Annotated in this window: 16 protein-coding genes and 1 riboswitch; of the genes, 9 read left to right on the plus strand and 7 right to left on the minus strand. The window is 38.5% G+C overall.

The genetic code is table 11. The annotated features are described in order from the left end of the window. A partial coding sequence (locus FC32_RS02005; RefSeq protein ID WP_191978938.1) for a serine hydrolase occupies nucleotides 1-1605 on the plus strand: 1605 nt, incomplete at its 5' end. Nucleotides 1606-2192: 587 nt separating this feature from the next. Here FC32_RS02005 and FC32_RS02010 read toward each other — a convergent pair. The 4 genes from FC32_RS02010 to FC32_RS02025 form a co-directional block, all read right to left on the minus strand. Further along, a complete protein-coding gene (locus FC32_RS02010) occupies nucleotides 2193-2780 on the minus strand; it encodes an NAD(P)-dependent oxidoreductase (protein ID WP_025087146.1) in 588 nt (195 codons plus the stop codon). A gap of 177 nt (nucleotides 2781-2957) precedes the next feature. Further along, a complete protein-coding gene (locus FC32_RS02015) occupies nucleotides 2958-3776 on the minus strand; it encodes a transporter substrate-binding domain-containing protein (RefSeq protein ID WP_025087145.1) in 819 nt (272 codons plus the stop codon). 14 nt (nucleotides 3777-3790) lie between these two features. After that, nucleotides 3791-4546 (minus strand): amino acid ABC transporter ATP-binding protein, encoded by a 756-nt coding sequence (locus FC32_RS02020; protein ID WP_025087144.1) that lies wholly within the window; start codon nucleotides 4544-4546, stop codon nucleotides 3791-3793. Between the two features lie 12 nt (nucleotides 4547-4558). Next, nucleotides 4559-5257 (minus strand): amino acid ABC transporter permease, encoded by a 699-nt coding sequence (locus tag FC32_RS02025; protein WP_025087143.1) that lies wholly within the window; start codon nucleotides 5255-5257, stop codon nucleotides 4559-4561. Nucleotides 5258-5455: 198 nt separating this feature from the next. Here FC32_RS02025 and FC32_RS02030 point away from each other — a divergent pair, with 198 nt between their 5' ends. The 7 genes from FC32_RS02030 to FC32_RS02060 all read left to right on the plus strand — a co-directional run bounded on the left by FC32_RS02030 (nucleotide 5456) and on the right by FC32_RS02060 (nucleotide 11185). Continuing rightward, nucleotides 5456-5872 carry a helix-turn-helix domain-containing protein gene (locus tag FC32_RS02030; protein WP_025087142.1) on the plus strand — a complete coding sequence of 139 codons (417 nt, stop codon included), beginning with the start codon at nucleotides 5456-5458 and terminating at the stop codon, nucleotides 5870-5872. Next, nucleotides 5853-6701 carry a YitT family protein gene (locus tag FC32_RS02035; RefSeq protein WP_025087141.1) on the plus strand — a complete coding sequence of 283 codons (849 nt, stop codon included), beginning with the start codon at nucleotides 5853-5855 and terminating at the stop codon, nucleotides 6699-6701. The genes FC32_RS02030 and FC32_RS02035 overlap by 20 nt, the downstream gene beginning before the upstream one ends. 375 nt (nucleotides 6702-7076) lie before the next feature. Beyond that, a complete protein-coding gene (gene nhaC / locus FC32_RS02040; RefSeq protein ID WP_025087140.1) occupies nucleotides 7077-8453 on the plus strand; it encodes a Na+/H+ antiporter NhaC in 1377 nt (458 codons plus the stop codon). A 90-nt stretch (nucleotides 8454-8543) separates the two neighbouring features. After that, entirely contained in the window at nucleotides 8544-9272 is a 729-nt protein-coding gene (locus tag FC32_RS02045) for a TerC family protein (RefSeq protein ID WP_056957229.1), read from the plus strand. 10 nt (nucleotides 9273-9282) lie between these two features. Beyond that, nucleotides 9283-9807 carry a GNAT family N-acetyltransferase gene (locus FC32_RS02050; RefSeq protein ID WP_025087139.1) on the plus strand — a complete coding sequence of 175 codons (525 nt, stop codon included), beginning with the start codon at nucleotides 9283-9285 and terminating at the stop codon, nucleotides 9805-9807. 32 nt (nucleotides 9808-9839) lie between these two features. Next, on the plus strand, nucleotides 9840-10154 hold the full coding sequence (gene trxA, locus FC32_RS02055) for a thioredoxin (protein WP_155891456.1): 315 nt from the start codon (nucleotides 9840-9842) through the stop codon (nucleotides 10152-10154). A 179-nt stretch (nucleotides 10155-10333) separates the two neighbouring features. Further along, nucleotides 10334-11185, plus strand: coding sequence for a DegV family protein (locus tag FC32_RS02060; protein ID WP_025087137.1), 852 nt, complete (start codon nucleotides 10334-10336; stop codon nucleotides 11183-11185). A gap of 37 nt (nucleotides 11186-11222) precedes the next feature. On the opposite strand, the gene FC32_RS02065 is transcribed toward FC32_RS02060, so the two are convergent. From FC32_RS02065 to FC32_RS02075, 3 genes are read right to left on the minus strand one after another with little or no spacing between them, the layout of a single operon-like run. Then, nucleotides 11223-11984 carry a 3-oxoacyl-ACP reductase gene (locus FC32_RS02065; protein ID WP_025087136.1) on the minus strand — a complete coding sequence of 254 codons (762 nt, stop codon included), beginning with the start codon at nucleotides 11982-11984 and terminating at the stop codon, nucleotides 11223-11225. Further along, nucleotides 11984-12211 (minus strand): DUF2829 domain-containing protein, encoded by a 228-nt coding sequence (locus FC32_RS02070; protein WP_025087135.1) that lies wholly within the window; start codon nucleotides 12209-12211, stop codon nucleotides 11984-11986. Before FC32_RS02070 ends, FC32_RS02065 begins: the two co-directional genes overlap by 1 nt. Nucleotides 12212-12226: 15 nt before the next feature. After that, entirely contained in the window at nucleotides 12227-12715 is a 489-nt protein-coding gene (locus FC32_RS02075) for a QueT transporter family protein (protein WP_056957230.1), read from the minus strand. A gap of 6 nt (nucleotides 12716-12721) precedes the next feature. Beyond that, a riboswitch (PreQ1 riboswitch) is annotated at nucleotides 12722-12769 on the minus strand. A 168-nt stretch (nucleotides 12770-12937) separates the two neighbouring features. On the opposite strand from FC32_RS02075, the gene FC32_RS02080 reads away from it, so the two are divergent. Continuing rightward, nucleotides 12938-14964 (plus strand): GH25 family lysozyme (locus tag FC32_RS02080; protein ID WP_056957231.1); only part of this gene is annotated, 2027 nt, incomplete at its 3' end.

Below are 14964 nucleotides of genomic sequence, written 5' to 3' on the forward strand. Positions count from 1 at the left end.
AATGAAAAAGGTGAGATGCAACGAGGTTTCCAATATATAGCTGATCAAAATAAGACAGTCTACTATAATCAGGATGGTTGGATGCTTTATGGTCAACAAAAAATTGATGGTTATTGGTATAACTTTGACACCTTTGATGGCGCTATGAAGACTGATTTTGTTAATATCCCAGACCAAAACAAAACTGTCTACTATAATGACAAAGGTCAGATGCAATATGGTTGGCAATGGATAGATAATGCAACTCGTTACTTTGATACTTTCGATGGTAAGATGGCAACAGGTCAACAAAATATCAACCGACATTGGTATTTATTTAATGAAAAAGGCGAGATACAACGAGGTTTCCAATACATTTCAAGCCAAAACAAGACAGTTTATTATAATCAAGATGGTTGGATGCTTTACGGTGTACAACAAATTGATCAAAATAAATATTACTTTGATTTGATTACTGGAGCGATGGCTGTTGATAGTGCTGCATATGACAAAGCTACTGGTACACTGAGTTATTATGGTAAAGATGGTAAACAAGTTACTGGTACTGTTGTATTAGATGGAAAAGAGTATAATTTTGCTAATGGAAATCTTACGGTCAGTGGCAAACAATTAGTTACGCTAAAGGGACAAACATATTTACTTAGTGGCTCACAAGTACTTACAGGTCAACAAAAGTTAAATAATAATTGGTATTATTTCGATGAAAATACTGGTGTTATGGTACGTGGTTTTAAATATATCGCTGATCAAAATAAGACTGTTTACTACGCAGATAACGGTCAAATGCAATATGGTTGGCAAGATATTAATGGACGACGTTACTTCTTTGACCGTGTAACAGGTGCAGAAGCAACTTCAGAAATTTTATGGATCGATGGTAGTGCGTATGCATTTGATAGTCAAGGTGGGGCGCATAGTTTTTCTGAATTAGCACAATTGGTAAATCAATTGGGAAGTAATATTGCCGTAGCTATTCAATCACAAAAATCAGGTCAAATTTATTCTTACAGTAATTCAGGCGATATGCGTTTCAAAACAGCAAGTACGATCAAGGTAGCTGTTTTAGCTGAGTTATTACACAATACTGGTGGTAACTTGACAGCTTATCAACGTAGTTTAGCAGAAAATATGATTCGCAACAGTGATAATGATGCAACAACCAATTTGATCACTTATCATCTTCATGAAGCAGGGAATCCAGTTAATAGTCTTTACCGTGATTTAGGAATGACAAATACGACTCCAGGAACAGTAGGTTGGGGTTCAACGTTAACAACACCAACCGATCAGTTAAAATTGTTGTACCAAATCTATATGACTGACAATTCATCATACCTTAACAAACAATCACAAGATTACATCAAAGAATTGATGCATACGATCAATGTTAACCAAAGATGGGGGATTTCTGCTGGTAGCAGTGATTATTACCTAAAGAATGGTTGGGTAACATATACAGGTCCTTGGTATATCAATAGTATTGGCTTTATCCCTGATTCTGGACATGGTTATACAATTGCTATCTACAGTTACAACAATTCGTATTCAACAGGAATTAATAAGGTTGAACAAGTAGCACGTAAAGTTAGCCAAATGTTGAAATAATAATGGATAGAAGTTAAACATTTTCATAGATATTCCATGAAAATGTTCAAGCTATGAGGTATCTCATAATCGTTAGACATAGATCTAATGATTGTGAGATACTTTTTTATTTAAAGCAAAGAATCTATTAGTTTGATTTAGATATGGTATTTAAGTTGCGATCAAGATGCTACTAAAAAATATTTTGATTAAAAAATCTTTAAGCGTATTTTTTTGTATTGCGTTTTCATTATTAACATAGTATCATTTAAACATAAATAAATTAACTTAACTTAACTTAACAGGCTGCATAGTTAGTTTATACAGTATATTTCCTCTACTCCCCGAGTTTGTCGTTGGTTCCGATAACTGGGGATTTTTTAATGCTTCTATTAATTTGGGGATTGAAATATACAATAATTATTGACTCTAATTATTGAAGCCGATTTTAGTGTTGAACGATGTATTTTTGGGGGGTTAGTGAGATTAATTTAATTAATAAAATAAAAAGCGGATCTCAGCAAGATAGTAATACTATCTCTACTGAGATCCGCTTTTTTATTTAAGGACTTAAGTTAGGATGAAATATCTGAGTTGGGGTGATTTGATTATTTACGAACTAAGCTGATACGTTCTTGGATGTGGTTACCTTTTTCGATTTCATCAGCGAAACCAAGAGCATAGTCAGCGTAACTGATGATGCTTTCACCACGATCGTTTAATGTCAATTCATCACCAGCTTGGATGTATTGACCTGTACGTTCACCTTCAGCTTGGAAGTCAGCAGCTGGGCTAACGAATGTCCATTTAACATCTGTGTGCTTGCGTAATTCATCAAGGGCATCTGTTTGAGCCTTAGCAAGTGCGTAGTATTCTTCTGGGAAGTCTGGTGTTTCAACCAATTGAACCTTGTGTTCTGGGTCAACGTAAAGACTACCAGCACCACCGACGATCACAAGACGCTTGTCTGTGTTTGCCAAGAGGTTAGCTAAGAAGTTAACTACTTCAACGTGTAAGTGAAGTGTTTCTGGAGCCCATGTACCGAATGCATCAACTACGATATCAAATTTAGCAAGATCTTCTTTTGTAAGATCGAATAAGTCTTTTTGTACGTAGTGTTGAGCAACAGATGCGTTTTCTTCTTCACGACCAAAACCTGTAACGTCGTAACCACGACTAACTAATTCTTTTTTCATTTGTTGTAACGGTTTGTGTTACAACTTTTTTCGACATCTATTATATTACATGAGACCAGATGTAACGTCAACAGTTACAACTAAATTTTTGTTAGCTAAAAAAGCTTGATTTAAAGGGAATATAGGCATAAAAAAACTTCCCACAAACTTTTTTGATAGGAAGTTTTTTAGATTCAACTATTTTTTAGTAATATCGCCACCGATATATTCCTTAGAAAGCTTCGAGAGTGTACCATCTTTTTTCAATTTAGCTAAGGCTTTATTGACACTCTTTTGAAGTGCAGTGTTTTTCTTAGCCATTAAAGCACCGATCTTAGCTGGATCTTCTTCGCTCGATACATCAGTTGCTTTTAGTCCTTTAGTTGAGTGATCTTTCTTATAAGCATACCAAGCTGCCATTGAGTTGATCGCACCTTTGACCCGTCCTTGTTTGATCAAATCAAGCGAAGTTGTGAAATCAGATGATGGCACAACAGTTGCACCATACTTTTTAGCTACCGTAGCGTTATCAGTCCCAGTTCCAGCTGCGATCTTAAGTCCCTTGATCTGGCTTAGTTTGGTTAAGTTTGAACTCGATTTTGTGATCAAGGCAAAGTGAGTATAGATGTATGGTGTTGAGAAAAGATAATTTTTTTGACGGTCTTTAGTGATCGTAACGTTGTTTAAAACAATATCGTACTTACCGGTATCGACCCCAGCGATCAAACCATCCCATTTAGTAGGTACAAATTTAGCTTTTAAGCCTAATTCTTTGGCTATCGCCTTACCGAGTTCGACCTCAAAGCCAGTTAACTTGCCGTTTTTGCGGTAAGAATAAGGTGCATAAGTGCCTTCAAGACCGATTGTTAAAGTATCACTATCCTTAAGTTCTTTTTTAGCTTGGCTACTCAAAAGAGAACTTGCAGCTTGTGCTTTACTTGGCACAAGTGCGTTTAAAGCAAAAACAAGTCCGATTGCACTAGCTGTTACTAGTAACGTTTTAAATAATTTTTTCATGGTAAAAATTCCCCTTAGTTTTCATTAGATAGGTTATCCAAGGTCATCGCGTGGATAAATTCTTGGATCCGAGCATTAGTTGAATTAAAAAATTCGTCCTTTTTTCCAGCAAAGAAAATCTTGCCGTCTTCAATAAATAAAATTTTGTCCGCCACGTGACGCGCAAACTCCAAGTTATGGGTCACGATGACAAGTGATTGTTTTTCTTTAGCCAATTCCAGTAAAACTTTTAAAACTTCAAGCTCTAATTCTGGATCAAGTGCGCTAGTTGGTTCATCTAATAAGATATAACGCGGTTTCATGGCTAAAGAGCGCGCGATCGCCACGCGTTGAGCTTGCCCACCGGAAAGTTGGTTAGGGTAGGCATCAGCCTTATCCTTTAAGCCCACTTTATTTAGCAGTTCAAGTGCGCGTTTTTTCGCGCTAGTTTTGTCTTCTTTTAAAACATGCACTGGACCTTCCATGATGTTTTTTAAAACAGTCAAATGCGGAAAGAGATTGTAATCTTGGAAGACCATTTCAGTTTTTTGGCGCACTGCCAAAGTTTCTTTTTTAGTAATTTTTTTGGCAAAGTCAAGTTCGATCCCATCGCAGTCGTAGAATCCACTTTCTGGCCGTTCTAAGAGATTTAAGGAACGCAGTAAGGTAGATTTACCAGAACCTGAAGGGCCGACTAAGACTGTAGTTTCTTGGTCATTAAAATTAGTTGTGATCTCTTTTAAGACGGTATGTGTCCCAAAAGTTTTCGTTACATTTTCAAGTCTTAACATTTTTGAGCCTCCCTATACTTGGGGCTTGAGATAACGAGTTGTTATTTTTTCAAGCCAACTTTGAACAAACGATAAAATTGTACACAAAATTGCGTATAGAGCGGCTACCGTACAGTACATCACTAAAGGTTGGTAATTTTCGGCTGCAATTTGCTGACTGACTTCAAACATTTCAACGATCGTGATCGTTGATGCTAGTGAAGTGTCTTTGACCAAACCGATAAAACTGTTGGACAACGGCGGTAATGAAACGCGCGCTGCTTGCGGAATAATGATTCTAAAAAGTGTTTGAGTGCGTGTCATCCCGATCGCTTGGGCAGCTTCCCACTGTCCTTTAGGAATCGATTCGATGGCTGCGCGGATCGTTTCTGACGCATAAGCCCCAGTATTTAATGAGAAAACGATGATCCCGGCCGTGAAGGGTTCGAGTTTGATCCCGTCAGGAGCCACACCTTTAATAATGAGATATGGTAACCCGAAGTAAACGATGAACAATTGTACGATCAAGGGCGTACTTCTAAACAACCAAACATAGAATCTAAAAATTGCTTTGATAATCAAAAATGGACCTTTAGTCTGTGAAATGCGAATCAAGGCTGTGATCAAAGCTAAGACTAGCCCTAACGCAAAGGAAATAACGGCTAGTGGGATCGTATATTTGATCCCGGCGCTGATCAATTCAGGCAATGACGACCAAACTATGTGCCACATTTTATCCACCACCTTTAAAATTAATGTACTTTTAGTAAGTTAAGACCATTTTATTGTACGTGGTTCTTGCAAAATAAGCAATAGTTAAAGTCTAATATTTGAAAAAACATCTAGCGCAAAATACAAGCTGTTTTAGTGCCCCCAAAAAAGGAGTGATTAATGGTAAAATTAAGGTAACTAATTAAAGTAGGTGATCACATGCTTTCAGACAGATTAAGAGCCTTACGTTTAGGGGCTGGCCTTTCATTAAGTGAATTAGCTCAGGCGTTAAATGAAATGGATGTTTCATATAGTAGAAGAAATAAGACGATCTCTCAAATCGGTAAGTGGGAACGGGGTACAACAACGCCTTCATATTTAGAAGTGCGTCAATTAGCCGAATTTTTCCACGTGTCACTCGATTATTTAAGTGGACGCTCGTATGAAAATTATGATCTAGCCGATCTTTTTGCCTCCAATGCGCAATTGAATTTTCAAGGTGAAAAATTGACCGCTACTGAACGAGGCGAGATCTATGCGCTGATCAAGGGGTATTTAAAAGGTCCACAAACAAGAGCGACTGAAGTAACAGAGATAAGTTTAGATTTAGGATTTGATCAAAGTGAACAGAACTAAACCACTGCTGAAAAATCTAGGTCTGAATTTTAGCGGCGCATTGGTCTATGCTTTAGCGATCAATTCTTTTTTGTTACCTAATAAGTTAGGTGAAGGTGGCGTCACCGGTTTGATGACGATTTTTTATTACTGGTTAAAGATTCCACCGAGCTTAACTAATTTAGTCTTAAATGGAATCTTGCTTTTTGTTGGATGGAAATTTTTACCCAAACAAACTGTTTTATACACTGTTTTTGCGATCGTAAGCATTTCATTTTGGCTTCGCGTGACGAGCCCTTTGCAATTTAACTTGCATGATCCGTTAGTCGCTGCGATCATTGGTGGTGTTTTAATGGGAATTGCGATGGGCATCATCATGAAAGGTGAAGGAACGATCGCAGGTAGTACGATCTTAGCGAAGATCGTCAACAAATATTGGGGGATAAAAACAGGTTCTGCGATGCTTTGTTTTGACCTCGTAGTTGCCTTGCCATCGTTTATTTGGATCGGGTTTGAAAATATGTTGTTAACGATCATTGAATTATATATCTCAGCAGTCGTATTGAATAAGATGTTAGCGTTATTTGTAGCCAAGCGTTCCTTTATGATCATTTCGGCTAAAAGCGATGAATTGGCTTGTGCTTTGGCAAAATTAAATCAGACGGGGATAACGTTACTTGATGGTCATGGCTATGTAAGTAATGAACCAAAAAAGATCATCTATTGTGTCTGTGATGCTAATCTTCAAGTTAAAGTCATGCATCAGATCGAACAGATCGATCCACTAGCGTTTGTCGTGTTAGAAGAGGTTCGTAGTGCCTACGGTGGAAACTTGATTAAATTATTATAAAAATAAGTTGACACGACTCTCATAAATAAGTATTATTTAAAACAACAGAAGTCGTACGAAGTAATCTTATCATCTGGGAGTCAGAAAGCTGGCGGTTGATGCGAGCCAGTCAGGGTGATTTGTACCAAATATATACGATGAGATTCTGCACGGAAGATCGGACCGTTATCTGACCGGTGAAAGTGAAGCAGTTTTTACTGCTTAAGCTGGGTGGTACCACGGTTTGTTTAAGTCGTCCCTTTTTTAAGGGGCGACTTTTTTTGTCCGTAAATTTGAAAAGGAGTGAGGCTTCGGTGACAAAATGTGGCGGACTTTTGCGGTATTTGTACAGTGAAGGTAATTATTTATGAAATTTAAACTAGGAGGTAAGCAAGTATGAAGAAAATTGGCTTTGGTGAAGCAATTATTATTTTAATTTTGATGTTATTGATTTTGGGAACCGGTGTGATCGGGTTTGGGTTATCACCCCAATTACCAGTTTTATTTGTGATCGCTCTTTTGATCGCTTGGGCGAAAATACATAAAGCAACTTGGAAAGATATTCATGATGGGATCACTGAAGGGATCACAACAGCGATCATTCCGATTTTCATTTTCTTATTGATCGGGACTTTGATTGCGGTTTGGATCAAAGCTGGGATCATCCCCGCTTTGATGGTATTTGGTTTTAATAGTTTAAGTGTTGATTTTTTTGTTCCCTCGGCATTTATTGTTTGTTCCTTAGTCGGTCTTTCGATCGGGAGTGGTTTTACTACGATCTCAACGGTCGGGATCGCGATTTTAGGGATGGGGACCACGATGGGGCTAAATCCAGCCTTAGTAGCAGGTGCGATCCTTTCAGGTGCAATCTTTGGGGATAAGATGTCGCCGTTGTCAGATTCGACTAACTTAGCTTCAGCGATCGCAGGTTCCGAATTATTTGCCCATATCAAAAATATGATGTGGACTACGATCCCAGCTTTTCTTGTTTCATTATTAGGTTTTTTCATGTTAGGACATGCCAGCAAAACGCCAGATATGACTAGAGTTGAACAAACGATCAAAATTTTAGAGCAAAACTTTACGATCAACTGGTGGGCAAGTTTGCCGATTATTTTGATGTTTGTTTGTGCTTGGTGTAAGATTCCTGCGATCCCAACGTTATTTTTAAATATTTTTGTTTCAACTGGGATGATCTTCATTAATGCCCCACATTTCACAGTTCAAAAGTTAGCAACTTTAGTTGAGAGTGGTTTTGTTGCCCAAACTAAAAATGCAGACGTGAACGCCTTACTTACACGTGGGGGCATTTCAAATATGATGGGGACAGTTTCGTTGATCATCATGACGTTAGCTTTAGGTGGTCTATTGATGAAATTTGGGATCGTTGCTTCGGCGATGGATCCGTTAGCCAAGAAATTAAATACGCCAGGAAAATTGATCACCGTGACGATCTGTTCGGGAATCGCGATCAACTTATTTGTGGGTGAACAATATCTCTCAGTTATTTTGCCAGGGCGGGCTTTCAAAGGTGCCTTTGAACGATTGAAATTAGCGCCGTTGAGTCTTAGCCGGGTCTTAGAAGATGGGGGGAGTGTCATCAATTACTTGATCCCTTGGGGCGTGGCGGGCTCTTTTGCCGCTTCGACTTTAGGCGTCTCAGTGCTGGCCTTTTTACCGTTTACTTTCTTTAGCTTATTATGTCCAGTCTTTTCGATTTTAAGTGGCGTCACAGGGATCGGTTTAAAATGGCAGAAAAAAGTCCAACAATAAGAGGTAAAATTAACAAAAATATGGGGGATATGCTAGGATAGAGAATGGATAAGTTGTAGGCTATAAATTTAGAGAAAGTGAAGGAAAAAATTGGAACTATTAACTAAACTATACGGACCATTTTTTGATATGAACAACTGGAAAACGGTGATCGAATCGGGAGAAGATTGGATGATCATTTTATCATTAGTTTTGATCGAATGCCTTTTGTCAGTTGATAATGCGATCGTTTTAGCAGCGCAGACCCAAAAATTGCCCGATAAAAAGCAACAAGAAAAATCGCTGTTTTATGGGTTGTGGGGAGCGTATCTTTTCCGCTTTATCTTGATCGGGGTTGGCTCTTATTTGATCCACTTCTGGGAGATCAAAGTTTTAGGGGCAGCATATTTAATGTATCTGTCACTCAATCACTTCTACCAAATGAAGTATCCCGAAAAGGTCAAGCATAAACAAGCCAAAAAGAGAAAACCACTCTTACCACTTTTTTGGTCAGTTGTAATTTCAATTGAATTAATGGATATTGTCTTTTCGGTTGATTCGATCTTAGCTTCGTTAGCTGTTTCCTCTAACCCGGTGATAGTGTTGATCGGGGGCTTGATCGGGATCATCTGTATGCGGGGGATCGCTGAAGTCATCATGAAACTGATCGAAATCGTGCCGGAACTAGAAGTGATGGCTTATTTCTTGATCGGCTTGATCGCAATCAAGTTATTCTTGACGATTCCAATGATCGATATCGAGATCCCAGCAGCTGCTTTTGGGATCGTGGTTTTAGGTTCTGTTGTGGTAACCTTGATCGTGCATAAAGTTAGAAATTAGGGGCGTTTAGATGTTATTACAGCGGTTAGATTTTTTATTGCCATTTGAAGTCAAACTTTTGACGGTGGCAGATATTGATGAGATCTATGCTCTCCAAGCAAAGCATCATACTCATCATAAGTTATATTTAGGGCGACGCGTAACTAAAGAAGATGTCTTAGAAGATTTGACGTCATTGCCACCAAAAGCAGTGCCAGATCAAAAATTTTATCTAGGATTTTATCAAGCCAAACAGTTAGTTGCCGTGGTTGATCTGATCTTAGATTATCCTAGCTCGACTTGTGCTTGGCTAGGGTTGATCATGATCAAAAAAGAGTTGGTCCGTCAAGGGATCGCTACCAAGATCATGCACGCTTTAAAAGGTGCGCTCAAACGTGAAGGGTATCAAGAGTTGTTTACTTTGATCCCAGTTGATCAACTTGTTGCCCAAACATTTTTTGACACTTTAGACTTTAATAACGGTGTGCTGACAAGTGTTTATAACCCAGCCTTAAAGCACGAACAAAGCGCCAAGCTACGAAGCCTTGTGCTATAATGAATGTTATTTAAACTTGAGGTGATATCACGGTGGGAAAAAAAGATTTTACCACGCAGGTCTCTGACGGGCTCGTGTTAGTTGATTTTTATGCTGATTGGTGTGGACCATGTAAGCTTTTAGAGCCGGTCTTGGAGAAGTTAACCCAGGAATTTTCCGGTAAAATAAAGTTTGTCAAAGTTGATGTCCAACAAGATCAAGCATTAGCCAAAGAATATAATGTAATGAGTATTCCAACGATGTTATTATTTGTCGATGGAGTCGCAAAAGAAAAAATCACTGGCTATCGTAAGTTAGCGGATATGCGCACATATTTGACTAAAAAGCTGACAGATTATGGTGATTAGATAAATATTTTTTCGGATAGTTCACTGAAGATAGTTTTGGCTATTTTCGGTGAATTTTTTTATTGGTGCAAAACATTAAACTTTTTTAGCGACTCTGATTCCTTGGGGTAAAAATAAGTCAGACTGCCGTTAATATGATAGAATAAGAGTTAAGACTTAAAAAATGGGTGTTGTAATAAATGAAAACAGCAATTTTAACTGATAGTTCGGCCGTGATCGATAAACAGGTCGCAACGGAGCTAGGAATAAAAATTTTGCCCTTACCTTTGAAGCTTGGCGCTAACGTTTATTATGAGAGTAAAGATATTAGTGATGGTGAACTTTTTGATCTAGCCAATTCGTCTAAGGAAACTTTGACGATCGCACCAGTCTCGCTTGAAGAGATCAGTGCCCAGATAGCTGTCTTAGCTGATGAAGGTTACACTGATGTGATCTGTATCCATCTAGCAAATGGCTTGACTAACCTAAATGATAGCTTGCGTTCATATGCTAAGTCAAAAGACAGCAAGCTGACTGTCCACTTATTCGATTCATATACTATTGGTTTAGCTCAAGCTCATATGGTACGTTATGCGGGAAAATTAGCGCAACAAGGAAAAACACCAGCCGAGATCTTAGCTGCTTTAGAAGCGTTACGTGACAAGTCACAAACCGTAGTGATCGATGATATTCGTAATTTGAAAAAGACTGGCTATGTCTCCAATGGTAAATTAGCCATGGGCAATGCTTTGTTGCATCTAAAGACTTTGTTGGAATTTACTGATAATGGTAAACTGACCGTGTTGGATACTAGAGTTCGGATGAAAAAAGTTTATCAAAAAGTTTTAGAACATATCCAAGCAGGGCAACCTGAAAACGGCAATGTCCGCTTAATGCTGATGTGTGATGATGGTTCGGCGGAATTAGCCAATAAGTGGTTAGCTAAGTTTAGTGAAGATCTACCGCAAGCGACCCTTGAGATCAAACGCCAAAAGCCTTCGATCCGAGTCCACACGGGGGAAAAAAGTTTATTACTTAGTTGGAGTTATTAAAAAAGAGATGCGAGGTCGCATCTCTTTTTTGTTGAGTTTATTTTTCGATCCAGCCACCATCGATCGGCATAACAGTTCCGTGAATAAAATCGGCAGCTTGGCTGGCAAGGTAAAGACTCAATTGTGCAACTTCACTAGGCTCTGCCCAGCGTCTGGCCGGCGTATTTTGCGCAACTTCTTTTGCCATCGTAGCCTCACCGACAAAGTCTGCTTGATTCATTGGGGTTTTGATCGCACCTGGCGCAATGCAGTTAGCACGGATCCCCTTGGGCGCATAATCGTAATCAAGTTGCTTGGTATAACCGATGATCGCATGTTTACTAGCGGTATAAGCCGCGCCACCGCCGCCAGCAACTAAGCCTGCGATCGAAGCCATGTTAACGATCACGCCTTGTTTTTGAGCGAGCATTGTGGGTAAAAAAGCATTAGTTAGCCGAAAAATACTTTTTAAATTAGTTTGAAAAATGTTGTCCCACAATTCTTCGCTAGTTTCTAGTGAAGGAGTATAGGCATCTAGGATTCCAGCCGTATTGAGTAAAATATCGATTTTTGGTGCTTGAGCCAAAACTGTTTGGACAAAAGCACTTATTTCTTCTTTAGCACGGACGTCGCATTTGAAGAAGTAAAAAGTCTTAGGATAGCGTTGTTTAAGTTCTTTTAGCGCCTCGTTTTGGTTTAGATCGGCACCAAAAAAGGTTGCACCTTGTTGTAAAAAAAGTTCTGCTTGAGCCAAGCCGATTCCCGAAGCGCAACCAGTCCCAACTACTATTTTTTGAGAAAATTCAGGATAGGTGATCATCAGTCCACCAATTCCCAGTCGTCGGCTAAAACATCACAAGAAGTTGGCATAAATTGTGAAAGTGCTGGTTCTTCTTTGGTTTTGATCATTAAATATGGGTTGATCTTTTCACCGTGTAAAGTGTCATCGTTTACGACAAAAATATATTCTTCACTCCCACCCCAACCAACAGTGCGGACAGCTTTTTTTCCAGCTTTTAAAGCGGGTAAGATTTGTTCAAAAGTCATACTTAATACCTCATTTTATTTAGTTAAATCAATTGCTTTATTTAAGAAATAGACTAAGATAGCACCGACAGCCATCGAGCCAAATTCGCCCAGACCAACAGATAAGTAGGATGCCCAAAATGGTAAGCCACTCACATAATAAAGTTCTAGTGCGACGCTCCAAGACATCAGTGTACAAATGATAACGCAAGTAGCTAATTTAAGGGGAACAGACGTCATTTTTCGGGTCAAAAAGTAGCTAAGCGAAGTCATCAGTAAAGTTCCTAAAGAACCAAAGATCACGTCAATGATCCCTAAAGGTGAAGTTAGATTAGCGATCGCACAGCCCAGTGTAACGGCCCAAATATAACGCTTATTAAAAACTGCAAAATTATTAAAAAGTTCAGAAAAACGAAACTGGACCGCGCCGAAACTAAGCGGGTTGATCAAGGTAAAAACAACGTAAAGTGCTGTGACCATCGCTGCTTTGACCAATTGTAACGTTTTATTTTTAGTATTTGACATGAAATATCTCTCCTAGTTTTTTATTAAGGTGGGATGGTTGCGAACCACCTGATTTATCGTCAATATTAAGTATATGAAGAAATGTGCTGAAAAGCAATTGAATGCTATAAAAAATAATTGCTAACTGTTATAATAATATGGATATTATAGATATTATCGATAATATCGTCTATTTTTTTGTCATAAGCGTCGGAGAGGGTAAGTAATGAAAGGAAGTTTAAGATGGATTACAGACGAAAAAAAAAGGCCTTATCGCAATATCGTAAACGTAACCAGCGCCAAGTGTTATTAGCATCTGGTGTGACAATGTTAGCCTTATCTGCGGGGTTATATAGTTCCCAATTGGTACATGCAGATGAAGCTGCAGCCACCAGTGAAGTTCAACAACAAGTCCAAGCTACTACTGATCAGTCAAATGTTTCAGTTGATTCAGCTCAAGCAGACTCGACTCAAACAACGGATAACACAACAGAAGTTAGCACAGCAGATGCAAATAATGCGACTGATGTAACAGCTAGTACGGCTACAAGCACTGCAACTGAAGTAACTGACAACACAGCTACAACGGAAGCAAGTACGGGAGAACAAGCACTAACAGATACATTAGAAACAAAGGTAGCCACAACGGAAGATGGCACTCAAGCCTCACAAGTGGCAGAGACACAAACGACTACAGAAAATCAAGCAACTGCAGATCAATCTGACAGCAATAATGAAGAATCGCAAGTAAATGTTTCTGATACTACAACAGCAACAGATTCTGCAGCCGTCCAAGCTACTGACACCACTACGGATCAAAGTAGTAATGCAACGCAAGCAAATGTTAGCCAGGCAGTATTTGCTGTAAGCAGTACAAGAGCAACTACACCTGATTCTTTTAATATTGGTGATCCGACATATACTAGAGGAGATGCTGTTGACGTTGCTTCTTACCAATCTTGGATGACACAAGATGATTTCAATAAATTAAAAGAATTGGGCGTTAAAACAGTAATCGTAAAAATTACTGAAGGCCAAACTTATGTTAACCCAGCAGCAAGTAAACAAATTGCGTATGCACAAAATGCAGGATTAAATGTTGCGGTATATCATTATGCAACATTTAATAATAGTAGTAATGGATATGCTGAAGGGCAACATGCTGCAGAAACAATGAGCTCATTAGGCTTAGGAAGTAATACTTTGATTTTTGCAGATATGGAAGATACTAAAACCTATAGTGTTAATGCTCAAGCTAATTTAAATAGTTTTTGGAGTGCTTTGACTGCAGCAGGCTTTACAAATTATGGCGTATATACATACAGTAATTATTTATACCGTGATGCAGTAATCGCTACTGTGGGACGTGAAAAGACTTGGATTGCTCAATATCCATATTCACCAGTTAGTGGTGGTAGTTATGAAACTAAATGGCGTGATGAAGGGTATGGAGCTTGGCAATTTTCTTCGACTGCATATATTCCTGGACGAGAAAATATGGGATCTTTAGATCTTTCAACGGATTTCAACGGTTTATTAACATATGGTACCCAAGTTTCTGGTTCGGATGAAGATACTAGTTCTAATGGAAGTGCTACTTCAAATAAACAACAAGTTTACCAAGATGGTCATTGGTATTTGATAGATACAAGTACAGGTAATTATGTAACAGGACTTCAAACAATTGAAGGCCAAAATAAGACTTATTATTATGCTGAAAATGGTCAAATGCAATACGGTCAACAAAAAATCGATGGACACTGGTATTTATTTGACCAAACTACTGGTGAAATGCAAACTGGATTTCAAAATTTAGCTGCTTATGGCCAAGATAAGAGCGTTTATTATGACGAAAATGGTCAAATGTTATACGGTCAACAAAAAATTGCGGGAAATTGGTATTATTTTGATACTTTTGATGGTGCGATGAAGACCGGTTTTGTATACATCGCAGATCAAGATAAAACAGTTTATTATGCTGATAATGGTCAAATGCAGTATGGTTTCCAAACTATCAATAATGAAAAATATTATTTTGACACAGTAACTGGTGCAATGACAACCGGTGAACGAAAGATTGATGGAAACTGGTATCTCTTTAATGATAACGGCCAAATGCAATATGGTTTCCAAACGATTCAAGAAAATGGTAAAGATAAGACTGTATACTATGGTAGCAACGGTCAAATGCTTTACGGCCAACAAAAGATCGATGGACATTGGTACTACTTTGACACCTTTAATGGTGCGATGAAGACCGGCTTTGTTTA

The sequence above is a fragment of the Ligilactobacillus apodemi DSM 16634 = JCM 16172 genome, assembly GCF_001434405.1.
In the GTDB taxonomy this organism is placed as follows: Bacteria; Bacillota; Bacilli; order Lactobacillales; family Lactobacillaceae; genus Ligilactobacillus; species Ligilactobacillus apodemi.